This window comes from Gilliamella sp. B2838 (genome assembly GCF_026536185.1).
Taxonomy (GTDB): Bacteria; Pseudomonadota; Gammaproteobacteria; order Enterobacterales; family Orbaceae; genus Gilliamella.
Map to the genome: position 1 here is coordinate 272,714 of NZ_JAFNOO010000003.1, position 23,761 is coordinate 296,474.

A 23,761-nucleotide genomic window follows, 5' to 3' on the forward strand; every position below is an offset into this window, starting at 1 on the left:
ACTTCATTTTTAATTTAAAAGGATCTAGGTGAAGATCCTTTTTGATAATCTCATGACCAAAATCCCTTAACGTGAGTTTTCGTTCCACTGAGCGTCAGACCCCTAAGCCAATTTTTTTTAAAAAATCAAAAAAGATTTAATTGATGTTTTTTTCATATTAATCATTATAGTAGAAATCCGGTTCAAAACTGGAGAAAAAACATGCGAAAGCATCCTAACATAATTCTTTCAATAGTTGGTTTATCTTTATTGTTAAGCTCTGATTTGGCTGTAGCAAACGAAAAAGAAGAACTCGCATTAGTGTTAAAACAACTCAAACAAGTTAAACAATCTTTACTTAAAAGTGAAATTGTTTCAGGAACCGAGCAATCAGAACGTTATCATTTTAACTATAAAGCAATACAAAATGATATTGATCATGTCATGCAAGGTATTGAAAGCTACATATCCCCGACAAGATCTCAACCTCGTTCGCTTAACTTTCCAGTGATTGAAGGCGAATATCAAAATGAATGATATGAGCGAAAAAACACTTAAGGCTTTTGAAGATGGTGCAACATTCACAATGGATCAATCCTTCAATTTTTTTGGTGCAATATGTATCGGTATAGCTCTATTTATAGTAGCTATCATTATTTTTTGTCTCTTAAAAGGTTTAGGGAATGAAGGTCTAAAGATTGATGAGTTGCCATCAGTTATTATTCGAGCTGTTGTTTTTGTTTTAATACTGGGATCTTTTATTTATTTTCAATAAAAATTTTTAAGGAGAAAAAATTCATGTTTAAAAAAGCAAAAGAATTATTTCAGATAAAAAGTAAGATCTTTCTATTTGGGTTAGCTTTATGGGGACAACATGTAATGGCAAAAATGCCATCTATAGATGACCCATCACAGGGTAAAAAAGGCGGGCTATTACCCAATATGCAAGCATATATGTATGACGGTTTCGCCGTTGGAGGGTTGATTATCGTTGGCGGTGCTTTTATTGTCGCAGCAAAAAATATCCTAATTGAATATAACAATATCGGCGAGGGTAAAGGCTCGTGGGCAAAATTTGGTACTTTAGTTGTTATAGGTGTTGTATTAGTTGTTGCTTGTATTTGGTTTGCAACATTGGCAGCTGAAACATTGCTAAATTAATAGATAAATAAATAAGATGAAAGATAACGACATTAAAATGCTTCCAGACCGTCTTAATCGGATGCCAGTAGTTTACAAAGGTATGACAGTCCGTGAATTATTATTGATGATTGGAGTTGGTACAATTATTGGTAGTTTGTTAGGAATTATCTTATTTATCTTATTTGGTCGCTGGGTGTTAATTCCCTCAGCGATTGTTTTCATGCCATTGCCAACCCTTTTTTTTGGTGGAAATAAAATCGCTAAATTAAAGCGAGGTAAACCAGAAACTTGGTTTTCACGGTCTATTGATTTGTTTTTCGCAAAGAAAGGATTCAATGGAAATAATCTAATTTTTAATGATGAACAATTTATCGTTAGACGAAAAAAACGAAAATATAATAAGGTAAAACAAAAATGAAATATTTACATGCACTTACTGGGAGAGATAAACACATCCAATCACTGAGATTTGTGATTATTGTATTGCTTGTAATTATTTTAGCTATGGCCTGGGGATGGCGTTCAGCGCCTAAAGATTTGACTATTCATATTCCACCAGATACTCGGTCGGGTAGTACTCGGCTTTGGTCAGATATAGATCCTAGTAACATATACGGATTTGCATTTTATATTTTTCAGCAACTTAATAACTGGCCAAGCAATGGAGAAATTGATTATAAACGTAATATAAATAAGCTCACTCCGTACTTAACACCACAATGCAAGGTGGTACTATTGAATGAATATGAAGAAAGACGACAGGGCGGTGAACTAAGAGAGCGCGTTAGAAATGTAGCTGAAATTGACGGACGTGGAATTAATTCAGAGATCAAAAATTATCAAACGAATCAGTTTGAGCCAAGAGTACAAATTTTATCGGATAAAGCGTGGATTGTAACATTCGATTTATATATTGATGAATATTACAAAGGGGAAGCCGTTAAACGAGCAATGGTTCGTTATCCACTTAGTGTTGTTAAAAGTGATACAAATCCTGAAGAAAACCCTTGGGGTTTAAAGCTTAATTGTTATGCAAGCCAACCTTTAAGACTTACGTCGTCTGTAGGAGAACACAATGAATAATCAGATGATTTTAAAACTTCCTCAATTGATCATGACATTATTGATTTTTGTATTGTCAATTAATAATGCTATAGCTGTTGAATTAATTACATGGGACAGAACACCTATCAAAATTACTATTAATCAGAATGATGAAAGAATGGTAATTTTAGAAAGAAATATATCAGTCGGATTACCCATATCGTTACAAGCTAAGCTCCGAGTACAAAGCCTAGGCGGGGTTTTATATTTAAAAAGCAATGCGCCATTTACTGAAACTCGATTAATGCTAAAAGATCTCGAGTCTGGTGAAATAATTTTAATTGATCTTACAGGAAATGGACCATCCAAAAAGAAATTAGAAACAATTAAAATCACGACTGAAGATGAAGCTAATTTAAAAAAAATAGAAGAAAATTATACAACTGTACATGATGAACAAGCATTACCTACTCCAGTTTTGCTTACTCGATATGCAGCACAAAATTATTATGCCCCCTTGCGAGCAATTGAAAAAGTACCTGGTATTAAACAAATTTCTATGTCTTTGCCTCCAATATTAACCAGGCTTGTGCCACAACTTCCTATTACTGCTGAGCCTAAATCAGTGTGGAGGCTAAAAAATTATGAAGTTGTAGCCATCAAATTAGTTAATTATAGCAAAGGTTATGTCAATTTAGATGCAAGGCTGTTGCAGGGTAATTTTTATTCAGCAACATTTCAACACAATATATTGGGTCCTCAAGGGGAACCTGCTGATACCACTATGCTTTATATTGTTACTAAAGGTAAAGTAATCAATGCATTTTTACCTGAATTAAATGGTAGAGGGGAATAATATGGCAACAATCAAAGGTAATAAATTGTTACCAATTATCGTTGGTAGTTTAATCCTAGTGGGGATTTTTATTGTAGTCATTTCGAATAAAAATAAAAAACAAGCATCATCAGTAACTGATGAAATCGTTGAAATAGCAGATTTGAATGAAGAAGATTTATCTGTACTAGGCATTACTGGGGATACTGAAAAAGATACAGTTCAGACTTTAGTGACGCTAGTTAAGACGTTAAAAAAGGATCAAGCTGATATAGTAAAAGAAATTAAAAATTTAAAATCTGAAAATGAAAATTTGAAAAAAACAAGAGTACCACAGTATAAGATAGAACCTCCATCAAATGATTCCAAATCTAATGAGCCTTCAGAGCTAGAAAAAAAAGTTTCAATTCTGACAGATAAGCTTAATAAATTAACAACAACCTCAACCATATCTAGTTCTAATGAAACGGTTGATTCAAAATCAGTTTCAATCCCAATAGGAAGAGGACAAGCAAGTCAGTCAAGTAGTAATGTTGATATATCTAATAGTGATGAAATTCAATGGGTTAATCCTGCTGACCAAATTGTTAGTAGTAAAGGTAGAAGTGCGCCGGAATTTCAGTTCCCGTCCAGTTTTAATGGGAAGGACCCAATTCGTTCAAAATTGAAAGATCATAAAGATAATATCAATCAGCCTATTGGCGAGCGAAAAGAAGAAAAAGATCTTCAACCATTTTATACAGTACCTGTAAATTCAACTCTAATCGGCTCTGTTTCAATGACAGCGTTACTTGGACGAGTTCCTATTGATGGTGTTGTATCAGATCCGTATCCGTTTAAAGCCGTGATAGGGCGAGATAATTTAATTTCAAATGGAATTGAATTACCACATGTTGAAGGAGCAATTGTTTCTGGGACTGCATCCGGTGATTACGTTCTATCTTGCGTAAGAGGTAACGTTAAATCAATTACATTTGTTTTTGATGATGGGCGAATTATCACTATTCCTGACTCAAAAAATAATGGCAATAAAGATGAAAGTATTGGGTGGTTATCTGATGAATATGGTATTCCATGTGTTTCAGGTGAAGTCAAATCTAATGCCAGCCAATATTTATCAACTGTAATAGGGTTAGGTACAGCAGCAGCAGCGGCAGATGCAATGGCACAACAAAATACTACTGTTGTAACAGATGGATCAAATGTTACCAATGCCGTTACTGGTAATAATGGTCAATACGTTTTAGGAAAAGGACTGAGTGGAGGAATTAATCAGACGATTGATTGGTTAAATAAACGCTATGGGCAAACTTTTGATGCAGTTTATGTTCCACCAGGTAAAGAAATTGCCATTCACATTAATAAGGAGCTACAAATTGATTATTTATTTGATGGCAGACTTGTTGATTATGAGATGAATACTAAAAAAATTGGAGTGCTTGATTAATGAAACAGAAACAAAAAAAAATGACTATTCTTTTATTAACTTTTGTCACAGCTCTATTTTTATCTGGTTGTAGTACTTCAAAAGAAAAAATGTTTCCACATAGCAGTGAGACAATGAGTGATATTTACAATAAAAAAACAGGAGGAGGTGCTTCTCAATTGTTTGATAATCGACTTCAACTTAGACGAGAAGTTGATAATTTAACCCAAAATGTTGAAATGATGACTCATACACGAACAGCAGAACAAGAAATTAATAATCTCTTTCAACGTTTACCGAACCCCGATTTAGTTATGTATGTCTATCCTCATTTGACTAATGGGAAATTACCCGTACCAGGATATTCAACTGCATTCTCATTCTATGGCGATGTGCAATATGCTATGCCTGGTGAAAGAGTGGATAATTACTATGGTGAAAGAGTGGAGAATTACTAATGAAATTATTTAGTAAGAAAAAAGGTTTACAAAAAGAAATTCAAGTAAGTGATAAACCTAAAAGGCAAGGCAATTTGACTCATAGGCATAAAAAAAACTTCATTTATGCCAGTAATGGGAAGAAATCAATTATTGATTATTTACCTTGGGTTGAATTTGATGAGGTTCACAATTCAATTTTACTTGAAGATGGTCGCTCTGTTGGTGCGGTATTTGAAATTATTCCGTATGGCACTGAAGCAAAATCAATATCTAAACTTCGTGATATAAGTGATATTGTAACAAATAGTATCGAGGATACTTTTGATGAAAGAGATACTAATCCATGGATCATACAATATTTTTGTCAAGATGAGGATAATTTGCAAGATTATATCTCTTTATTAAGACAATATCCTAAACCACATGCTAAAGAAACTGAATTTACAAAAAAATGGCTAAGCATAATGGAAGCGCATCTTGATAATATTACTAAAAAAGATGGGCTTTTTTTTGATAATACAGTTACTAAAACACTTTGGCGAGGACAAATTAGAAAAACTCGGCTGGTTATATATCGATATCTCGGTACCAAAGAACGTGAAGATTTAAATCCACAAGAATCACTTGATATTGTTTGTAATAATTTGACACTTGCGTTGAAAGGAGCAGGAATTGTAGTCAATAGATTGGGAAAAAATGAGGTTTCTCGTTGGTTAGCTCAAATATTTAATCCCTCACCGTTACAAGGTGGAAAAAACTTTATTAAGCAGTTGATGGATGAGCAAAAACAGATTGATGAGTTACCTATAATTACTGATTTTGCAGAAAACCTTTTTTATAGTGAGCCAGAGATTAAAGAAGGTTACTGGCATTTTGATAATACACCACATGCGGTTGTTGTTGTCGATAGATTAAAGCTTCCCCCCAAGATTGGCCATATTACAGGTGAGACAAGTAAAGCCGATGGAATAAATGCGCTTTTTGATGTATTGCCAGAATCAACAATGATGTGTTTAACAATTGTAACTCATCCTCAAGATAAACTAGAAGATCATATCAATTTTATTCGTGGTAAAGCGATTGGTGAGAATGCTGAATCTTTGTCTGTTAAAGAAGATTGTGCTGAAGCTATGGAGTATATTCGTCAACGTAAAAAAATGTATTACAGCTCTGTTGCATTTTATGTTAAGGATTCAAGTATAAGTGGATTAAAACGTAGAATACAAGCACTGAGTTCAGTACTCAACAACAATGGTCTTGTCACAGTAGCTGAAGCTAATGAAGTTGCTCCTGCTTCCTCGTTTTTACGATGGTTGCCGATGAATTATAACCCTCAAAATGACCCACAACGATTATACGTTAAATTTAATTGGTGCAAACATTTGGCTAATTTATTACCTGTTTTGGGAAGGAGCACTGGAACAGGTCATCCAGGCGTAACTTTTTTTAATCGAGGAGGTGAGCCGTTAAGCTACGATCCTATGGTTGATAAAGCTCAAAATGGTCACAAACTTATTTTAGGTCCAACCGGTGCAGGTAAATCAGCAACACTAAATATCGAAATAGCTCAGCTTGTTGCTATGTATCGTCCACGAATGATTATTGTCGAGACGGGTAATTCTTTCGGCCTTCTTGTTGATTTTATGGAGCAACAAGGAGTAAGCGTTTATCGAGTTTGTTTAAAACCAGGAAGCGGTGTAGTGCTTAATCCATTAGCTGATTCTCATTTAATTTTACAAAATAAAGATATTCAGTTTGAAATCGATGAAAACAATTTGAGTGATGATATTGTTAGTGAAGCACTTGAACAAAATGATGATGAAGATGCACAACGAGATGTGCTTGGTGAAATAGAAATATCTATACGTTTAATGATCACAGGTGGAGAAGAAAAAGAGGATGAGTTGCTTCGTCGTTCAGATAGGGCAATGATTAGACAGGCTATCGTTATGGCCGCTCAAGTTGCATATGCAGAAAAACGGCAAGCTATTCCAAGTGATGTTCAAGATGCATTATTTTCTTTAAGTAAAGATGTAAATTTACCAGAAGCTCGGCGTGCAAAAGCATATGAAATGGCTGAATCATTAAGTATGTTCACTCAAGGATTTGAAGGTGAAATATTTAACCAACAGGGAACATCTTGGCCTGATGTTGATGTGATTCATGTCGATTTAGCGACTTTTGCCCGTGAAGGTTATGAGGCTCAATTATCAATTGCATATATTTCTCTAATTAATCACATAAATAATATGGGGGAACAATATCAACATCAATCAAGAGCTATCGTTAATATTACCGATGAGTCACATATTATTACCGTAAAACCACTTACAGCAGCCTATTTAACAAAAGCGTCAAAAATGTGGCGTAAATTAGGAGTATGGTTGTGGTTAGCAACTCAAAATATGGAAGATTTTCCTGATGCTGCATCAAAGTTGTTATCGATGATAGAGTGGTGGGAAATGTTAGTAACAGAATCATCTGAAGCAGAGAAGATACGTCGTTTTAAAGCATTAACAGATGAACAAATTTCAATGATCACTTCTGCTTGTAAATCTGCTCGTCAGTACACCGAGGGCGTTGTGTTATCAAAAAATGTAGAATGCCTTTTCCGAATCGTTCCCCCAAGCCTTTTTTTAGCACTAGCTATGACCGAAAAGGATGAAAAAGCGGAGAGAATGAAACTAATGAAAGAATTTAATATCAGCGAACTAGATGCTGCTATTAAAGTATCTGAAAAATTAGATGAAGCTCGAGGTATTAGTTCACGAATATCTAAGGATTCATAATGAATGATAATACTTTTTTATTTAATGCAACTTCATTAAAAAAATCAAATATTAATCTTGTTCATAGTAAAGATTTTGAAGAATTCAGTTTTGAATTATTAGGAAAAATTGGGGACATAATTTCGACTAAATTACGTTTGTGCCGTATACCTGTAGATGATCATACCAAATTTGAAATACTGTATAAACAATATGCTTTAATCGCTTTTGAAGGAAAAAAATCAGCGTGTTTAATTGAAGTATCATGCAATCCTAATTTAAATAAAATCCATTGGCCACAATTAGCTGATATTGAAACAGGGAAACGTCTATGTATTGATGTTGTTGACTGGATTGATGCATTTTTGCTTATTAAACATTTAATGACTTTAACTGTGGGGGCTGATGCATGAAACGTATATTAGGACTGATTGTATTTGCAAGTTTTCAATGTATTGGGGCAGATATTCATAGTATTGATGTTTTCGTTAATCATGAGCAAATAAGTCAAATTAAAAATTGTCATGATAATTGTCAAATTTATGATTTAGATGGTACAGAAATTCTTTTGAATTCTTTTTTTGGTGAGTTATCTAGTGATATTAATGATGCTTATTCGGATGTTGAGAAAAAATTGAATTCTTCAGAGTGGAAAACGTATGAATCTAAAATAATTGAAGCCCAAAAAACGGTTATAAAAGCATTTAATCTTGGTATAAAAAAATACCCTGCAATTGTTATTAATGAAAAAAATGTGATTTACGGAATAACAGATGTGGCACGTGCAATTCATGATTTTAATGAGGGGAAATAATGATAAAAAAAATAAAATTTAGTTTACTTGGACTCATAATTACTATGCCGAGTTTTGCCACTTATATTAGTACTCAACAAATAGTTCAATCAGCTCTCTCAACTAGTTGTACTGAATATAAAATTGCAGGGACATGTTTTTGGCTTTTTTGCTCATACGGATGCAAAATCAGAACATCTGTAAAAGTGAAGCATTATATTCCTGATGTTGTTATGTCTACATATGAACAACCATTTAAAAATCCTTGGACTGAAATTAATACAATCACATCATCAGCAAGTTCATTAGTAGGGTCAAATATTCAAGGAGGAGGGGATACAAATAATCGTCAAGCAAATAATCGAACAAAAATTCGTTTTAAAGATGTTCAAGCTATTGGGCATCCAGGCGGTGCTGCTTTTTCTCAAATGCTGTCAGGTATGGGCTACTACTGTGATAATGGGGTAACGCCATTTTATCCTTATTTCGTGAGTGAACTTGATTTTATTGCATGGCGATTAGCACTTGTTGAATCAGTATATCCAGAGGCATTGTCTCCAGGCGTACGAGAGATTGGTAATTCCTCTAATATGTGGGGAAATATTTATCCAAGAGCAGGGGCGGTTACGCAAAATGATGATTTTAAAGCAGGGGCTGTGGTGGTTCAACGTGGTGCTGATGTACTGACTAATAGTAATTCATTACATATTGTTCAAAATTATACTAAGCGCAAAAAAGATGGTTTTTGGCCACCGGCTCCTGTTAAAGAAAATACAAAAAATCATAAATGGCAACAACTGGCACCAACATTGAATATGTCATGTGGCATTTTTCCAAATATTGATGATACAGCTAGTATTGATGGGGCCTATGTTTATGCTTTGTGGAGACCGTATGCATGTTGTAAGAAACGAGGGCAAAAATTTTTATACAGTATTGATTCTGGGGGATGATATGGCAAAAAAAACAACAATAACTATAACAACATTATTACTAACAATTAGCGCATATAGTTACGCTAATTCAACTGGGGGGATATCTGATAGCCTTTATTATCGTATCGGAGGTGGTTCAGTAAAGGGATCTACATATACATTTGATAAACCCAAATCGATTATAAATATGGGCAAATGGAACTCAAGTTTGATGTGCGGTAATTTTGATATTAGCTCAACAATTTCAAATCAACTTAACGGTGTGACAGATGGTTTTAACAATATTATGAGTGAGGTTATTAACAATGCTAAAGGCGCAGTGGCCAGTTTGCCCGCTTTGATTATTCAACGCTCTAATCCTCAGCTTTATGATTTGTTGACAAACGGGGTGTTACAAGCAAAGTTAGATTATTCCGATATTAAGACTAGCTGTAAGCAACTAGCTGAAAAGATGACTGATTATTCAGATTCTGCAAGTTTGGTTCAATCTGCTAAGGCCGAAAATATGGCCGAGATGTTGAATGGAAAGAAAGTTGATGCTATTAGAGTTGATAAACAAATTGATAATGAGGCCGGAAAAAATGGTATCTCTTGGATAGGAGGATCAAAAAGAGGCGGAAAGGGACAACACCCCATTAACATAACTAGTGATGTCGCATTAGCTGGATATAACTCATTGATTAATAGAACAGTTACAGATACAACACCTGTTAGTAATGCGCAAGATAAGGGAGGAGTATATAGAACATGGAATAAACCAAGTGACGCACAAGTTTGGTTAACTGATGTAATCGGTGAACGAACCATGATAACTGATAGTGAAAATAAAAATGATAATGATATAGGAAAACCAGGTACAGGTTTGAACCCTAAAACTCAAGAATACTATGAACTCTATTATAAAAAATTAGTTGATCTAGTAAATGGCACAAAACCAATTAATAAAGCAGAATTGGAATCATTGGAAGGGAGTTCAGTGAATGTAACTCGGAGCGTAATTGAAACTTTACGAGAGGATAATGAAAGAGTCGTGCTAGTGAGCCGTTTAGCTAGCGAGATGGCGTTGTCTAGAACTATTGAAGAGGCAATGATGGCAAGACGTATTATTTTAGCTGGACGTAAAGAGCCAAACATCGCAAAAAATGAGCAAGCCCAATCTAAAATTATAGATCAAATCGATGAGCTGGATATGGAGCTGAATCAAATTAAATTAGAGTACGATATGCGTAAATCTATTGCTGGAAATACTTTATTAGTCATACAAGAGCGAAAATTGCAAAGGCAACAAGGCATTATTTTTCCAATCGACAGTCATGAATCTTTTGATGCAAATAAATAATGGGCTAAATATGAATAAGAAAAAAGCTATTAAATTTGTCATTTCTCTTTTTATTTTACTTGGGTTGCTTTGTTGCATAGTATCTATTTTTTCATTTGAAACAGAACATAAAGTTGCTTCCATTAATGGATTTTTGAATAACAATTATTGTTTTTTTCTGGTAATTCGTTTAGTCATTTATTGTTTTATTTATTTTCTTTTATTTAAATTTAAACAGATGATAAAAACCAAAATTAAAAATGAAAAACAGAAGGATTACAACAAGCTATTCTTCAAAACCAGCATTATATGCGTTGTTTTAATTTGTTTTAATGAAACAATGCTCTTTATGCGTTTTATGGGGTAATTAAAATGTCTGCAATGAGTTTTTTTGACTATGTGACATTGTCACTAGCTTGGTTGATTAATAACGGAATATGGAACATTATATCAACATCTGGTATTTTTATTTTGCCATTTATTTTTAAAATGCTTAGCATTCTTATGAAAATTAGAGAAGATGGTGAATTAAAAGGTAAGCATGCAAACGTTATTGTTACTCGATTAGAAACTTACGTTTATATAAGTATGGTTGTAATTTTCTTTGCATGTTATCCCTCAATCCCTCTTGATATTCGAGTATTACATTATGAACATAGCGGATATTCAGCAGTTATAGATGAAGGAAAAATTACACAACAAAAAATGAATTGTTCTTATGCCGAAATATCACCAGAAAATTCATCATTTAAACATAATAATATTCTACTTAGTGGAAAGCAAGTCTATGTACCCATTTGGTGGTACTTTGTACATTCTTTATCTTCTGGTGTTACACAATCTGTAGTTACGACATTACCGTGTAATACGGATTTACGAGAGGTTCGTTCAACAATTTCAGAATTAGCTGTGACAGATCCGATTTTGAAAAAAGAAGCGAATGAGTTTTATTCATTTTGTTTTAACCCGTCTTTTAATAAATTGAGTGCTGAATTACCTAAATTACCAGATGATTTAATCAATGATGTAACATGGCTTGGGTCATCATATTATTTAAATACACCAGGATATTATGATTCTTTTAGAGCTCAGAAACCTCAAAAAGATTGGCCATATGACGAGCAGAGAGATGTCGGTTTAACACCAGGTGATGATTATACTGGTTATCCTTCGTGTAAAGCATGGTGGAGCGATAGTAAAGTTGGATTAAAAAAGAAAATTATTGATAATATTAATCTACAAATCAAGATTGAATCTAATGAAAAATCAAGAACGGGTAATATAAATCCTAACATTAATAAATTTTCATTTTGGGAGTGGATAACAACAAATCAACAAGAAAGAGATGAAATTGTTTTACGTTCGGTTTTATCAGCCAAAAAAATGTTGGCCACCTCCGATTATATGTTCCTTGATTACGGAAATAAAGATCCTTCAGTATCTCAACAAATTGGTAGTGCAATTGCATCTACTGGTGTATTTTTTAAGTCTATGACCACATTCATAGAGGTTGATGCATTAAGACAAGCAGCTCCGATGCTACAGTCAGTATTATTAATGTCTGTAATTATTTTATTACCCATTATCATATTGATTGGAGGGTTTGAGCCTAAAACTGTAATTACGCTAACATTTATTATATTTTCATTGATATTTTTAACATTCGTTTGGGAACTTGCTCGTTTTCTAGACTCTAGACTTATTAATATTATGTATGAAAATAATGCTGTTCAATTTATGACTGATAGGTGGACAAGTGATAAATCTTTAATTGATATTATTACGTCAATAATCTTTATTGGATTCCCTATAATTTTGCTAGGAAGTTTGTCGTGGGCTGGAGTGAAAACGGGCGTAGCAATAAATAGTTTTATGGATAGAAATTCAAGTAAAATGCTAGAGGCAGGTAAGGAGGGAATAAATAAAGCTAAACAAGGTGGTCAAATAGCAACTAAAGTAATAACGAAAGGTAAAAGTAAATAATTAATAGCGTCAAAATAACTGGCATTAAATACTAAATGTCAGTTATTTAAAATAATTACCACTTTATCTCACCATCTTTTGTGTAAGCATGACCATCATCATCGAAATATGCTATTTCATCTTTGTTCTTTTCTTCTTTAGTACTGGTTTCACACCACATATCAAAAAGCTTTACTACAAAAAATAGTAATGCTCCGACAAATGTAAATAACAAAGTTATACATTTGATGAATATCTCAAATCCATCACTATTAAACAGCATTTTATGGCTTGTGTCTGATTGTATTGACTTATCTTTATTTTTCATTGTTATGTCTTTGATTAAAATTTATGCTTTATATATAAAATATATTTTGCTCTGTGTCAATGCAAAATGCTTAAATGGCAAAACAAAGGGTAAAAGGGTAATGGATATTAATGGTAATGGGCCATAATGGGAATGGCCCTACCTTGAAAAGGCTAAAAGAAAAAGGGCATAACATAACTATCTGTTGATTCTGAATTTAATATTGAATTTAGCGAATAATTTGCATTATAATAGAAACTGTTTTCAGCTACTTTTGTAGCAAACAACGAGAAGATGATCGTTAATTCTCAGACGTTGCCAGTGAAATGGAACGTTCCTTTATTAAGGTGATCACATACCATTAGCCAACAAACTCACTACATTCGTAGGTTGGTAGCATCTATTTGATGTTGAGTTCATATAAACTTATCTTTTACTCACCCATAGGGGAATATTTTCTCCTGTGGAAATTATTCTCCTTATTTCACTTAATTAGGAGAATATCCATGTTAACCAACGAATACATACTTCTTTCAACAGAATATTTCCTTGCTTTAGTTAATTGCGAAGCAACTATTCCAGATGATGTATCATTAAGTTCAATTATTCAACAATACTTACATAAGTCTAAATTATAATTTCAACCAAGAGGGGGAGATTTTCACTCCTCTTGGGTGATATCTCCTGATTTTTTTTGAGGAGGGTTATTATGAAATGGTATTCAGAGCATAATATTCATACTAAATCTGAGTTGATTAATTTATTAATTGCTCCTGTGTATAGTAAATATTATGAAGAAAAAACATTGCAATTTTATGTTTGTAATGACTATGTTCATGGTTTAACCATATTATGGTCATTAATTGAATTTAATGTTACAAATGATTATCAAAATATTTTACTAGCGGGTAAATATTGTTATATAAAATGTAATTTGATCAAAAAAATTAACGAGGCTTGGAGCTATTCATTTTATTGTGAATCATCTTTTCCTCCATATAATTCATGTCCACTTAATTATCTTGAATTAGCTAATTTTGAAGTAAATCAAGAATGGCGTACTCAAGTTAGAAATTATCATCAACTACAAAAATAGTTTTCCTATTTAAACCAGCTCACCTCATGACATGATGAAAGAGGTAATGGTTTTTACTTTTTATCCTGGAGCATTAATATGATATCAATACCTGGTGAATTAGTGATTACGACCAGAACGGGTAAATATGGCAATTTCAATGTTGCAAAGCTTTTTACGTCCATCGGTGAATTTTCTTTAAAAGATAATAAACTTTTGGATCAGTATGAAGCTGGTAAGTATGAAGGGTCATTTGTTATTAAACAAATCAAATCTTCTTCATATAGTTATGGCAACCGCGTTGTTATTGAATGTTGTGCATATATTGAAGATATGGATCTAGTTAATTCATTTAACTTGGATGAAACAGATTCAGAAATAATACATATATCAGAAGACCCTATTTGTCAAAGAGAGTCATCTGAGGTTCAGAAAGTTAATTCTGAGCATCAATCTGAAGAAACTATGATTATCCATAGTTCAGGTGATGCAGAACTGTTTGGGTTTTTGTGGCCAATAGGTGATCAAGTTAAACTAGATTCAACAGAGGATCGCTTAAAAATACGATCACAGAAAAAACGGTTAATAGAACTTGGTTACTGTTTTGATTATAAAAGCCAATGTTGGAATAAATTGCCAGAACAATTTTAACTTAACTTTTCTATTTATCTCTAGGGAGAACAAGGTCTCTCTAGAGATCGTTTCTCCTTAGGTTGATTATATTGATTTAAGGGGAAACTTTTAATGAGTAACATTCTTATATTACAAGATATACCAGATCTGAAATGTGATTGTTGTATTGCGAATAATGACTCCGAACTGATTTTTTTATCTGTATGGGGAAAAGATACGGCAATGCAGGAGCTCTTTGCAAAACTTACGATTGGCGAAACAACTAAGCATGGTTTGAAGGATATTAAGTTAAATCATCATCGAGTGTTTTTAGCCGAAGGAAAGCATTATGCAAAACGCACATTGAAAGTAACAAAAACATTATTTGGTTCGTTGATTCATGCCTTTATTTTTGATAAACGCATTATTGAACCAAACCGTGATTCAAATTCAATGATTTCTATTTATAAAAAAGAAGATATTTCCACTATATATAATCGTTACTTTGATGCAATTAAAACTCTTTCCTCTGTACCATTTTTAGAACATTGGGCTGACGAAATCGTATCGATTGCTAAACAACAAGGAATGATTAAAGAACATAAAGCAATTGTTGGTGACATTGATGCAACAACAATCATTGTAAACGACACAATATTAACTCAAATCATGAGTCAAAATATTCGTGATGGTATTTTAACTTTATTATAGGAAGTATGTATGGTTGCACTTTTATCACCACGAGTGGCGCATAATTTTGCTAAAAATGGCTATTATCCAACGGATGATGCTACAACAAATGCAATTGTTAGTCATTTTGTAAGAACTGATAATACAGCTATTAGGGTTTTAGATCCTTGTGTCGGAGAAGCTCGAGCAGCAAGTAATATTACGTATTCAATTAGTCATAAGGCAAAACTGTATGGTATTGAATACAATCGATATCGAGCAGATATAGCTGAAAAATATTGTGATGTTCTGTTAAAAAGTGACTTATTTGATACCGTTATTTCACCTAATTCTTTTGGTTTATTATTTTTAAACCCGCCATATGGAAATTTGACAAGTGAACATAATGGAGCAATTACAAATTACCAAAAAGACTACAAACGATTAGAGAAAATATTTTATCGTTTTACTATTCCGTCTCTTCAGTATAACGGTATTTTAGTATTAATAATTCCGTTTACTCAGCTTGATGAGATGCTTTCAAATTGGATTGCGAGTCAGTTCACTGATATTTCAATATTTACAGCTTGTGATAAGCAATTTAACCAAGTTGTTATTTTTGGAAGAAAAGTTCGACAAAATGATATAGCTCTTCAGGAAAAAAATGAAATGAAGGCAAAATTTAAGGCTATTTTTGAAGGAAAAATTGTTCCTGATGAGATTGCTGTGACAGATAAGCCGAATTATCAAATTCCTGAATCAAAAAGTGAAATTAAATCTTTTTATAAGTTATCATTTACTGATGTAGAGTTAGAGCAGGAAGTTAAAAAGATCGGTGGATTATGGAATGACTTTAATCTTTTTTTCAAAAGATGTTGTGAATCTAAACGTAAACCGTTGTGTAAAATGTCCGACTGGCATTTATCTCTAGCACTAGCTGCTGGTGAAATTAACGGTATTGTAAAATCCAATACAGGTAAAACTTATATTATCAAAGGTGATACTTACAAATCAAAGTTGAAAAGTGTTGAAGATACTTTGGATGATGAGGGCCTTGTTGTTGAATCAAAAACAATTTTGACAGATAAATTTATTCCTTCAATAAAAGCGTGGGATTTCACTCCATATTCTGAAACATTTGGTTCGTTATTGGTAATTTCGACTCAAATTAATAAAGTTGATGAATTGGATGAAAATGATGAACATGTTGAAATTATTGAGAATAATCAATCATGCTCAGTTCTTACTGGATTGATTTATTATACACCAGGAATTAAGTTTTTGGCCGAACATGATTGTGATATGGCACTTGCTGTTTCAAAAGCTTTCAGTCGTTATAGAAATGGCGATTGGGGAGATGATATGGACGATAGTGATACAAAATTGAATGATCAAGTATTAAAACAAGGACAAAAAAATGATCGCTTATTTGCAAGTTATAAGCTTTCTGATGATACAAAACTATGGATTATTACTGAATGGCATGATGAACGGGGTTTTATAACTACGTTGATGTTGCCAAATGAATATTAAATCTATATTAATTTAAACATTAACCCATAAGGGATACAATCCCTTTGGGAGCTTGTATCCCTTTTTATTTAAGGATTAAAAATGGAACAAGTAACATCAAATATACAAATTGATTTAAATAGTTTTATTAACGAGTTTAAAGATTCATTATTGGATAGTTTAAATGCATCTAATCCTCCAGTCTATCTTCCGGATGATATGTCATTTGAACGACAATCAATTATGGATCGGCTAAAACGTAAACCTTTTACTGCTCAAGCTCATGTTGTACAGGCTGTTACAAAATTGTTATTAGATCAGAATGAACCCGCTGCGATTATCAATGCAGAAATGGGAACTGGAAAGACAATAATGGCAATTGCTGTGGCAGCAGTACTTCACTATGAAGCCCAGTATCGACGTAATCTGATAATTTCGCCACCTCATCTTGTATATAAATGGCGACGAGAAATTTTAGAAACGATACCAGGTGCAAGAGTATGGGTGTTAAACGGTCCAGATACACTTGTTAAGTTACTCAAATTGAGACAAGAGTTGCGATTGGGTATTACGTCTGATGTGCCAGAATTTTACGTTTTAGGACGTGTTCGTATGAGAATGGGCTATCACTGGAGACATACATTGAAATCAAAGCCTGTTTATCAAAAGCATAACATTCATGATGAACACGGAGAGGTTGCTACAAAATATATCAAGCGTGAATGTGCAGCTTGCCCTGATTGTTTCAATGTTTGTCGTAACGATGAGGGAGAGCCGATACTTTTACATGAGTTTATTTTTCGAGACAAACGCGGAAATTGTGAAAAATGCGGCAGTGCTTTATGGACATTGATGAGAACATCAAATAAATCGAATTCAAGCTTCAGAGACAGGGTTAAAAAATCAATGTGCCAAATTCCTTTTATTGGACCAGTGAAAGCTGAAAAACTGATAGATCAATTCGGTGATGATTTTCTTTCGGACATGCTTGCGGATAACTCCGCAGATTTTGTTAACCTAATGAATGAAGATGGTGATTTTATCTTCACTGATAGACAAGCTCGAAGAATGGAGAAAGCTTTAGCAAAACTTGAATTCGGATTTGGTGAAGGTTCTTATCAAGCGACTGAGTTTATCAAACGGTATTTACCTCAAGGCTTTTTCGATTTACTGATTGTTGATGAAGGCCATGAGTATAAAAATCAAGGGTCGGCGCAAGGTCAGGCAATGGGGGTACTTGCAAGCCAGGTTAAAAAAATTTTACTTTTAACTGGTACTTTAATGGGCGGATATGCTGATGATTTATTTTTCTTACTTTTCAGGGTATTAACCTCAAAGGTGATTGAAGATGGCTACAAACCCAATAGCAGAGGATCACTTGGTACAGCTGCTATGGAATTTATGCGAGACCACGGAATTATTAAAGATGTTTATACCGAGCAACACGGAGATAGTCATAAAACCGCTAAAGGAAATCAGATCTCACACAGAACACAAAAAGCACCAGGTTTTGGACCGAAAGGCATTTTACGTTATGTGTTACCTTATACTGTATTCCTGAAGCTTAAAGACATAGGAGATAACATTTTGCCTAAATACACTGAAGAATATATTGATATTTCAATGTCTGATGAACAACGAAGTTATTATGATAGCTTATCTAATACATTAAAAAGTGAGTTAAGAAAAGCGCTAGCAAAAAAAGATACTACTCTGTTGGGGGTTGTTCTCAATACATTATTAGCTTGGCCAGACTGCTGTTTTAGAGCCGAAACGGTCATACATCCAAGGACAAAAGATAAAATAGCTTTTGTGCCATCAATATTTAGTAATGGTGATAATAGTGGCTGCTTAATTGATATTTCACCCAAAGAGCAGTATTTAGTTGAACTGTGTTTAGCTGAAAAAGCTCAAGGTCGAAAAGCATTAGTATACGCAACGTATACCGGCACTCGAGACATAACTGGTAGGTTAAAGCAAATTCTTGAGCAAGCAGGATTAAAAACGGCTGTATTGAAAGCTAATGTTTCGCCAGAAAAGCGGGAGGATTGGATTCTTGATAAAGTTGATAGGGATTATGATGTTGTCATAACTAATCCTGAACTTGTTAAAACAGGTCTTGATTTACTCGATTTTCCGACCATTATTTTCTTACAAACAGGTTTTAATGTATATACATTGCAACAAGCAGCCAAACGTTCGTTTCGTATTGGCCAAAAAAATGACGTAAAAGTTATATTTTTGGGCTATGAACGTTCTGCTCAAACAAGTTGTCTTGCGCTCATGGCCAAGAAAATAGCAGTATCACAAAGTACTTCAGGTGAAATGCCTGAATCAGGATTAGATATACTTAATTCTGATGATGAATCTATTGAAGTGGCTTTAGCAAGACAGCTAATTGCAGTATAAAATAAGTGATATAAGATAAAAGCTGGCATGTTATATGTCAGTTTTTGTTATTATAAATCCATTAACAATATGATAAGTAATAATAGTCATAAAATAAAGACTAAATGTGTTATGCACATTTAGTCTTTATACTATAATTAACTTGTTAATTCATTAATATTATCAATAATATGCCCATCAATGTTTAATACTGCTTCTGAGTATAAGTCAAAATAGGCATCATGACCTAACTCTTTAAAATGTTCTAAAAAACAGATCAAAAAGCATTGTTCAAAATTTCCTGATGATAACATTTCTTTGTAGGATGAATTAAAACGAATGGCAATTTTTTCATAAAAATCAGTTTGATATTTACATTGCCATTGTTTTTTCAGCCAATTTTCCATCTTAGACCAGTAAATATTAAATTCAACACCACCAGCATCAGATAATGACTTAATCAAATCATAACGTTGAATATTAGACAAAATATCTTTATCAATTTTTATAATGTCATCTCTAAGATAGAGTTTTCTACTATTCTCAATATACATAATTGTTCTCCTATAGTTTAATTGAAGGAGAACCCTCCATTAGGAGCATCCTCCTAATGGAAATGGTATTGTTGTGTAAAATATCTATAAAGCTAATTCATAACGAGCTAGATTAATGAGTTTATCTATTTCAATATTACGAACAGCTATTAATTTGCGTTTCAGAAATTCGGAAAAACTAGTTGTTTGGTTTAACTGCCAATGAACTAATAGTGCATTTACTAAGCCACTAATCACTATGCTATTAGTAGAATTGTCTATTATTGATGCTCGTTCAACTTTACATGGACGATTATTTATTGCACCATCAATCCAAATTTTACCAAGAAGGTGAGTGATTTTATTTTCAACTTCAATAATTGAATTAAAACTATGCTCAGAATTAATAATCTCAACCTGGTTATTGTCAGTAAAGGTGATTTCTAATTTATATCCATAATTATTTTCAAATAAGTCAATGATGTAATTAATTGTCATGATAATTCTCCTAATGAATTAAAGTAAGGAGAATAATTTCCACAGGAGAAAATATTCCCCTATGGGTAAGTGAATGAAATATCAATTAAATAGATATTTCCTTATGTTGTTTGTAGATTAAGACTATATTGAACACGGAACTAAACGAATTATTTCCGGTTGGTTTGATTTGCTTTTAATTTGCCATAAATCATACTGCGATTGTAATGATAACCACATTCTTGCAGTACTAATACCAGCTTGTTCTAATCGCCAAGCTAATGTCGGCGATATAGGAGCTTTACCGTGTAAAACTCTTGATATTGCTTCACGTGAAAACCCCAAATGTTTAGCAAAATCGGTAATAGTCATATTTAATGTATTAGGTAAAATTTCATCTAATAAAATTTCACCGGGGTGAGAAGGATTAAACATTTCCATAAATGCTCCTAGTGATAATCTTCATAGTCCAGTATAAATACATCGCCATCGTTAAATTCAAAAGTTAATCGCCAATTACCGGATACGGTTAGTGACCAGACATTACTACGATCACCTTTTAGCTGATGACATCGCCATAAATTTCTAATTTCATCTATATCCGAAATTGCATTTAGATACGTTAGCATATGTTTAATTTTTCTTGACTGATCAGCTCTGATACCTCTAGCTGAGCCAGTTTCAAAAAATAACTGTAATCCTTTATGTTTAAAACTTTTTATCATAAGTCAACCTGTGAACAATTACATCACAAATAGTGGGTTAAAGCAACTGATTTTACAATTAAAAAAAGCAAGTTTCCTTGCTTTTTTTATTATTAATCATTATGCAATATTTCTAATTTCTTCGTCAATTTGTTGAGGTTCACTTTGATTTTCTAAATGTTCGATTTTATCCGAATATTTAAGTTCACCATCAATTTTAATACTGGAGATTTTCAATAATCGAGCTTTTAAATTGATTCCAACATCTCCTTTTTTAGACCCAGTCTCGTATGTAAATGTTTCAGCATAGATATCACCAACACAGAAACTTATTAAAATTTTTTTATTAGCTTTTAATGCATCAGTGCATTTTTCAACTAAGGTTTTTGCTTTTTCACCAGTAACGTTACAGTTAATGTAAGTATATTCGGCGTTTTGACAATTACCTCGAAGTGCAGCGATTGTACATGATAAATAAGGGTTACCATTTTTTACTTTAACTTCACGGATTCGGTTTAAATACCCAATTCCAGTTGTATGTAAATCAAAATATTGTTTAGTTACTGTGTTATTAGTTAAGTTAGTCATAATATTCTCCAAAAATAAGTAAATAAAAAGGAGAATTTATGCCCGATAGGGATAAAATTCCCCTATGGGTGAGTAAAAGATAAGTTTATATGAACTCAACATCAAATAGATGTTACCAACCTACGAATGTAGTGAGTTTGTTGGCTAATGGTATGTGATCACCTTAATAAAGGAACGTTCCATTTTACTGGCAACGTTTGAGAATTAACGATCATCTTCTCGTTGTTTGCTACAAAAGTAGCTGAAAACAGAATGATTATACTAGTTGAGTAGAAAATCGCAATAATATCTTTGGATAAAAGTTTATTTTTTTATATTAAATATGACTTACCGAGTTTATAGTGACAGACTACTGATATCGTAAAAATAATAGTGATTATGTTTCATTTAATAAAAAAATTTATTGTCAAAAATAAACCAGAAGACATAGTAACCAATGATATCGCAGGATTAGATGGATGGTATATCCCAAAATCTGCAAAAGAATTGCTTGATACTTCCTTACGGCAAAAGCTTATCTCACTAATTTGGCAACGAGTATCAATTGATCAACAGAGATTCAAAAAGTTATATATGGATGTTATCAATAATTATGTTGAAATAGTGCAGTTACTTCCAGCTTCTGAAGCACATCATCATTCTTACATAGGTGGTATGATTGATCATGGACTCGAAGTTGCAAATTATGCATTAAAGCTAAGACAATCATACTTACTCGGAGCTAATGCAGAAGATATTCCAAGACAAGCTCAAGCTTGGAGTGCCGCAGTTGTCTATGGTGCATTATTACATGATATAGGTAAAGTGGTTGTAGATGTTCATGTTGAAATGAATGACGGTAACATCTGGTATCCATGGCAAAGCAATTTAAATTTACCATACCGATTTAATTACAAAAAAGATAGAGATTATTCTCTTCATCCTTGTGCAGTTACACTTATGATTAAGCGCATTTTGCCTGATGAAAGTATCACTTGGTTATCACAATACCCAGAATTATTTAAATCGTTTTTAAGTTTATGTTCTGGTCACACTGAAAAAGCTGGCGTATTAGCTGAAATTATACAAAAAGCAGATATGTTTTCTGTATCAAATAATCTGGGGGGAGATCCAACAAAAATATTAAGTAAACCAGTATCATTAATGAGTAAAATGATCGTTTCGATAAGATATTTAATTGAATCAGAATTAGTTTTGAATGGTCCAAAAGCTAGTGATGGTTGGTTTGATGGTAAAGATGTTTGGGTTATTAGCAAATCATTTACAGATAAAATGAAAGCTAATTTGTTGCAAAATGGTATAACAGAAATACCAGCTGACAATGCTAAAATATTTAATATATTAAAAGAGCACGGAATAGCAATTCCAAACGGTGATAAAACGATCTGGCCATGTAAAATTGAATCAGAAGAAACTGGTTGGATTGCTGAAAAATTAACACTAATACGAATACCAGGTAATGTGGCTTTTCATAATATAACTAATGCTCCAGAATCATTCAAAGGGTCAATTACTCCATTGTTTACAGAAGCTGATGTACAAAGTGATTTTAACCCTATACCTGACAATATACCAGTCGATGAAGGGGAAGTTGAAGAAAAAACCAATTTAAAGATTGTATCTGAGTCTGTAGATAACAAAAATTCTGTAATGCAAGATACAATATTCAGTTTATTTTCTAATGAGCATAAAAATACTGAAATCTCTGAAGTACAAATAATGGATAAGCATGATGATTTCGAAAATTCACAATTAGAAGATAATTTAATAAAAGGTGATGATACAAAAAATAATAATATTTCTACTTTTAATGAACCTATTCCTAACACATTAGATAATAACGATATATATAATCATCCATTTTTTAAGTGGGTTCGAGTCCAAATTATTGATAAAAAACTGCCAGTCAATAATCAAAACGCATGTATTCATACTGTGGACGGTAAGATATTTATGGTAACACCTAAAATTTTTAAAAAATACAGTTTATATATGAATGGTAATGATGATGAAAGTAACTGGAAACAATATCAACGTGAATTCCAAGCTCTAAAAATTCATATGAAATTTAGCGATGAAGGATTTAACATCTGGAAATGCATTATTTCTGGAAAAAGAAAGAGCCATACTTTCATTAAAGGGTATCTAATTGACAACAAACCATTATTTGCTATTGAAAATAAATTCCTTGATAATCCTCATTTAACTTTAATTCAGGATATTAATATTTACAAAAACAATTAACAAGGAGTT

Annotated in this window: 26 protein-coding genes; 20 read left to right on the forward strand and 6 right to left on the reverse strand. The window is 32.8% G+C overall.

Annotated features, from left to right (window positions below):
• The first annotated feature begins 201 nt into the window (after nt 1-201).
• The 14 genes from J3U63_RS05005 to J3U63_RS05070 all read left to right on the forward strand — a co-directional run bounded on the left by J3U63_RS05005 (nt 202) and on the right by J3U63_RS05070 (nt 12,664).
• Nucleotides 202-516 carry an RAQPRD family integrative conjugative element protein gene (locus tag J3U63_RS05005; protein WP_267347863.1) on the forward strand — a complete coding sequence of 105 codons (315 nt, stop codon included), beginning with the start codon at nt 202-204 and terminating at the stop codon, nt 514-516.
• Nucleotides 509-754, forward strand: a complete 246-nt coding sequence (locus tag J3U63_RS05010) for a hypothetical protein (RefSeq protein ID WP_267347862.1) — start codon at nt 509-511, stop codon at nt 752-754. The genes J3U63_RS05005 and J3U63_RS05010 overlap by 8 nt, the downstream gene beginning before the upstream one ends.
• Before the next feature lie 23 nt (nt 755-777).
• The gene (locus J3U63_RS05015) at nt 778-1,140 is read left to right on the forward strand and encodes a TIGR03745 family integrating conjugative element membrane protein (protein WP_267347861.1); all 363 of its coding nucleotides are present in this window, start codon (nt 778-780) and stop codon (nt 1,138-1,140) included.
• Between the two features lie 16 nt (nt 1,141-1,156).
• Nucleotides 1,157-1,540, forward strand: coding sequence for a TIGR03750 family conjugal transfer protein (locus J3U63_RS05020; RefSeq protein WP_267347859.1), 384 nt, complete (start codon nt 1,157-1,159; stop codon nt 1,538-1,540).
• Nucleotides 1,537-2,205, forward strand: coding sequence for a PFL_4703 family integrating conjugative element protein (locus J3U63_RS05025; protein WP_267347857.1), 669 nt, complete (start codon nt 1,537-1,539; stop codon nt 2,203-2,205). The genes J3U63_RS05020 and J3U63_RS05025 overlap by 4 nt, the downstream gene beginning before the upstream one ends.
• Nucleotides 2,198-3,022, forward strand: coding sequence for a TIGR03749 family integrating conjugative element protein (locus J3U63_RS05030; protein WP_267347855.1), 825 nt, complete (start codon nt 2,198-2,200; stop codon nt 3,020-3,022). The genes J3U63_RS05025 and J3U63_RS05030 overlap by 8 nt, the downstream gene beginning before the upstream one ends.
• Nucleotide 3,023: 1 nt before the next feature.
• Complete coding sequence (locus J3U63_RS05035) at nt 3,024-4,448, forward strand: TIGR03752 family integrating conjugative element protein (RefSeq protein ID WP_267347853.1); 1,425 nt, start codon at nt 3,024-3,026, stop codon at nt 4,446-4,448.
• Nucleotides 4,448-4,885: a TIGR03751 family conjugal transfer lipoprotein gene (locus tag J3U63_RS05040; protein ID WP_267347851.1), complete on the forward strand. Its 438-nt coding sequence runs from the start codon at nt 4,448-4,450 to the stop codon at nt 4,883-4,885. Before J3U63_RS05035 ends, J3U63_RS05040 begins: the two co-directional genes overlap by 1 nt.
• Nucleotides 4,885-7,656, forward strand: a complete 2,772-nt coding sequence (locus J3U63_RS05045; protein ID WP_267347850.1) for a conjugative transfer ATPase — start codon at nt 4,885-4,887, stop codon at nt 7,654-7,656. Before J3U63_RS05040 ends, J3U63_RS05045 begins: the two co-directional genes overlap by 1 nt.
• Nucleotides 7,656-8,048 carry a hypothetical protein gene (locus J3U63_RS05050; RefSeq protein ID WP_267347848.1) on the forward strand — a complete coding sequence of 131 codons (393 nt, stop codon included), beginning with the start codon at nt 7,656-7,658 and terminating at the stop codon, nt 8,046-8,048. Before J3U63_RS05045 ends, J3U63_RS05050 begins: the two co-directional genes overlap by 1 nt.
• Nucleotides 8,045-8,449 (forward strand): TIGR03757 family integrating conjugative element protein, encoded by a 405-nt coding sequence (locus tag J3U63_RS05055; protein ID WP_267347847.1) that lies wholly within the window; start codon nt 8,045-8,047, stop codon nt 8,447-8,449. Before J3U63_RS05050 ends, J3U63_RS05055 begins: the two co-directional genes overlap by 4 nt.
• Nucleotides 8,449-9,381, forward strand: coding sequence for a TIGR03756 family integrating conjugative element protein (locus tag J3U63_RS05060; RefSeq protein ID WP_267347845.1), 933 nt, complete (start codon nt 8,449-8,451; stop codon nt 9,379-9,381). Before J3U63_RS05055 ends, J3U63_RS05060 begins: the two co-directional genes overlap by 1 nt.
• Nucleotide 9,382: 1 nt before the next feature.
• On the forward strand, nt 9,383-10,702 hold the full coding sequence (locus J3U63_RS05065) for an integrating conjugative element protein (RefSeq protein WP_267347843.1): 1,320 nt from the start codon (nt 9,383-9,385) through the stop codon (nt 10,700-10,702).
• Nucleotides 10,703-11,053: 351 nt separating this feature from the next.
• The gene (locus J3U63_RS05070; RefSeq protein ID WP_267347841.1) at nt 11,054-12,664 is read left to right on the forward strand and encodes a conjugal transfer protein TraG N-terminal domain-containing protein; all 1,611 of its coding nucleotides are present in this window, start codon (nt 11,054-11,056) and stop codon (nt 12,662-12,664) included.
• Nucleotides 12,665-12,719: 55 nt separating this feature from the next.
• On the opposite strand, the gene J3U63_RS05075 is transcribed toward J3U63_RS05070, so the two are convergent.
• The gene (locus tag J3U63_RS05075; RefSeq protein WP_267347839.1) at nt 12,720-12,971 is read right to left on the reverse strand and encodes a hypothetical protein; all 252 of its coding nucleotides are present in this window, start codon (nt 12,969-12,971) and stop codon (nt 12,720-12,722) included.
• A 688-nt stretch (nt 12,972-13,659) separates the two neighbouring features.
• On the opposite strand from J3U63_RS05075, the gene J3U63_RS05080 reads away from it, so the two are divergent.
• The 5 genes from J3U63_RS05080 (at nt 13,660) to J3U63_RS05100 (ending at nt 19,227) form a co-directional block, all read left to right on the forward strand.
• Nucleotides 13,660-14,046 carry a hypothetical protein gene (locus J3U63_RS05080; protein ID WP_267347836.1) on the forward strand — a complete coding sequence of 129 codons (387 nt, stop codon included), beginning with the start codon at nt 13,660-13,662 and terminating at the stop codon, nt 14,044-14,046.
• Between the two features lie 78 nt (nt 14,047-14,124).
• Nucleotides 14,125-14,676, forward strand: coding sequence for a DUF3275 family protein (locus J3U63_RS05085; RefSeq protein ID WP_267347834.1), 552 nt, complete (start codon nt 14,125-14,127; stop codon nt 14,674-14,676).
• 93 nt (nt 14,677-14,769) lie between these two features.
• Nucleotides 14,770-15,348 carry a hypothetical protein gene (locus J3U63_RS05090; protein ID WP_267347832.1) on the forward strand — a complete coding sequence of 193 codons (579 nt, stop codon included), beginning with the start codon at nt 14,770-14,772 and terminating at the stop codon, nt 15,346-15,348.
• Between the two features lie 9 nt (nt 15,349-15,357).
• Nucleotides 15,358-16,839 carry a DUF6094 domain-containing protein gene (locus J3U63_RS05095; RefSeq protein WP_267347830.1) on the forward strand — a complete coding sequence of 494 codons (1,482 nt, stop codon included), beginning with the start codon at nt 15,358-15,360 and terminating at the stop codon, nt 16,837-16,839.
• 81 nt (nt 16,840-16,920) lie between these two features.
• On the forward strand, nt 16,921-19,227 hold the full coding sequence (locus tag J3U63_RS05100) for a DEAD/DEAH box helicase (protein ID WP_267347829.1): 2,307 nt from the start codon (nt 16,921-16,923) through the stop codon (nt 19,225-19,227).
• A gap of 137 nt (nt 19,228-19,364) precedes the next feature.
• Here the strand turns inward: J3U63_RS05100 and J3U63_RS05105 are convergent, their stop codons facing one another.
• The 5 genes from J3U63_RS05105 to J3U63_RS05125 form a co-directional block, all read right to left on the reverse strand.
• A complete protein-coding gene (locus tag J3U63_RS05105; RefSeq protein ID WP_267347828.1) occupies nt 19,365-19,760 on the reverse strand; it encodes a hypothetical protein in 396 nt (131 codons plus the stop codon).
• Between the two features lie 84 nt (nt 19,761-19,844).
• Nucleotides 19,845-20,237 carry a hypothetical protein gene (locus J3U63_RS05110; protein ID WP_267347827.1) on the reverse strand — a complete coding sequence of 131 codons (393 nt, stop codon included), beginning with the start codon at nt 20,235-20,237 and terminating at the stop codon, nt 19,845-19,847.
• A gap of 123 nt (nt 20,238-20,360) precedes the next feature.
• On the reverse strand, nt 20,361-20,657 hold the full coding sequence (locus J3U63_RS05115) for a HigA family addiction module antitoxin (protein WP_267347826.1): 297 nt from the start codon (nt 20,655-20,657) through the stop codon (nt 20,361-20,363).
• Nucleotides 20,658-20,665: 8 nt separating this feature from the next.
• Nucleotides 20,666-20,941 (reverse strand): type II toxin-antitoxin system RelE/ParE family toxin, encoded by a 276-nt coding sequence (locus J3U63_RS05120; RefSeq protein WP_267347825.1) that lies wholly within the window; start codon nt 20,939-20,941, stop codon nt 20,666-20,668.
• A gap of 99 nt (nt 20,942-21,040) precedes the next feature.
• Complete coding sequence (locus tag J3U63_RS05125; RefSeq protein ID WP_267347824.1) at nt 21,041-21,508, reverse strand: STY4534 family ICE replication protein; 468 nt, start codon at nt 21,506-21,508, stop codon at nt 21,041-21,043.
• A gap of 378 nt (nt 21,509-21,886) precedes the next feature.
• Between J3U63_RS05125 and mobH the strand changes: the two genes are divergently transcribed.
• Entirely contained in the window at nt 21,887-23,752 is a 1,866-nt protein-coding gene (gene mobH / locus J3U63_RS05130) for a MobH family relaxase (protein ID WP_267347823.1), read from the forward strand.
• The last annotated feature ends 9 nt before the right edge of the window (nt 23,753-23,761 follow it).

Coding starts and splice junctions, on each gene's coding strand:
- J3U63_RS05005 (WP_267347863.1), top strand. CDS start 202: ATGCGAAAGCATCCTAACATAATTCTTTCAATAGTTGGTTTATCTTTA.
- J3U63_RS05010 (WP_267347862.1), top strand. CDS start 509: ATGAATGATATGAGCGAAAAAACACTTAAGGCTTTTGAAGATGGTGCA.
- J3U63_RS05015 (WP_267347861.1), top strand. CDS start 778: ATGTTTAAAAAAGCAAAAGAATTATTTCAGATAAAAAGTAAGATCTTT.
- J3U63_RS05020 (WP_267347859.1), top strand. CDS start 1,157: ATGAAAGATAACGACATTAAAATGCTTCCAGACCGTCTTAATCGGATG.
- J3U63_RS05025 (WP_267347857.1), top strand. CDS start 1,537: ATGAAATATTTACATGCACTTACTGGGAGAGATAAACACATCCAATCA.
- J3U63_RS05030 (WP_267347855.1), top strand. CDS start 2,198: ATGAATAATCAGATGATTTTAAAACTTCCTCAATTGATCATGACATTA.
- J3U63_RS05035 (WP_267347853.1), top strand. CDS start 3,024: ATGGCAACAATCAAAGGTAATAAATTGTTACCAATTATCGTTGGTAGT.
- J3U63_RS05040 (WP_267347851.1), top strand. CDS start 4,448: ATGAAACAGAAACAAAAAAAAATGACTATTCTTTTATTAACTTTTGTC.
- J3U63_RS05045 (WP_267347850.1), top strand. CDS start 4,885: ATGAAATTATTTAGTAAGAAAAAAGGTTTACAAAAAGAAATTCAAGTA.
- J3U63_RS05050 (WP_267347848.1), top strand. CDS start 7,656: ATGAATGATAATACTTTTTTATTTAATGCAACTTCATTAAAAAAATCA.
- J3U63_RS05055 (WP_267347847.1), top strand. CDS start 8,045: ATGAAACGTATATTAGGACTGATTGTATTTGCAAGTTTTCAATGTATT.
- J3U63_RS05060 (WP_267347845.1), top strand. CDS start 8,449: ATGATAAAAAAAATAAAATTTAGTTTACTTGGACTCATAATTACTATG.
- J3U63_RS05065 (WP_267347843.1), top strand. CDS start 9,383: ATGGCAAAAAAAACAACAATAACTATAACAACATTATTACTAACAATT.
- J3U63_RS05070 (WP_267347841.1), top strand. CDS start 11,054: ATGTCTGCAATGAGTTTTTTTGACTATGTGACATTGTCACTAGCTTGG.
- J3U63_RS05075 (WP_267347839.1), bottom strand. CDS start 12,971: ATGAAAAATAAAGATAAGTCAATACAATCAGACACAAGCCATAAAATG.
- J3U63_RS05080 (WP_267347836.1), top strand. CDS start 13,660: ATGAAATGGTATTCAGAGCATAATATTCATACTAAATCTGAGTTGATT.
- J3U63_RS05085 (WP_267347834.1), top strand. CDS start 14,125: ATGATATCAATACCTGGTGAATTAGTGATTACGACCAGAACGGGTAAA.
- J3U63_RS05090 (WP_267347832.1), top strand. CDS start 14,770: ATGAGTAACATTCTTATATTACAAGATATACCAGATCTGAAATGTGAT.
- J3U63_RS05095 (WP_267347830.1), top strand. CDS start 15,358: ATGGTTGCACTTTTATCACCACGAGTGGCGCATAATTTTGCTAAAAAT.
- J3U63_RS05100 (WP_267347829.1), top strand. CDS start 16,921: ATGGAACAAGTAACATCAAATATACAAATTGATTTAAATAGTTTTATT.
- J3U63_RS05105 (WP_267347828.1), bottom strand. CDS start 19,760: ATGTATATTGAGAATAGTAGAAAACTCTATCTTAGAGATGACATTATA.
- J3U63_RS05110 (WP_267347827.1), bottom strand. CDS start 20,237: ATGACAATTAATTACATCATTGACTTATTTGAAAATAATTATGGATAT.
- J3U63_RS05115 (WP_267347826.1), bottom strand. CDS start 20,657: ATGGAAATGTTTAATCCTTCTCACCCCGGTGAAATTTTATTAGATGAA.
- J3U63_RS05120 (WP_267347825.1), bottom strand. CDS start 20,941: ATGATAAAAAGTTTTAAACATAAAGGATTACAGTTATTTTTTGAAACT.
- J3U63_RS05125 (WP_267347824.1), bottom strand. CDS start 21,508: ATGACTAACTTAACTAATAACACAGTAACTAAACAATATTTTGATTTA.
- mobH (WP_267347823.1), top strand. CDS start 21,887: ATGTTTCATTTAATAAAAAAATTTATTGTCAAAAATAAACCAGAAGAC.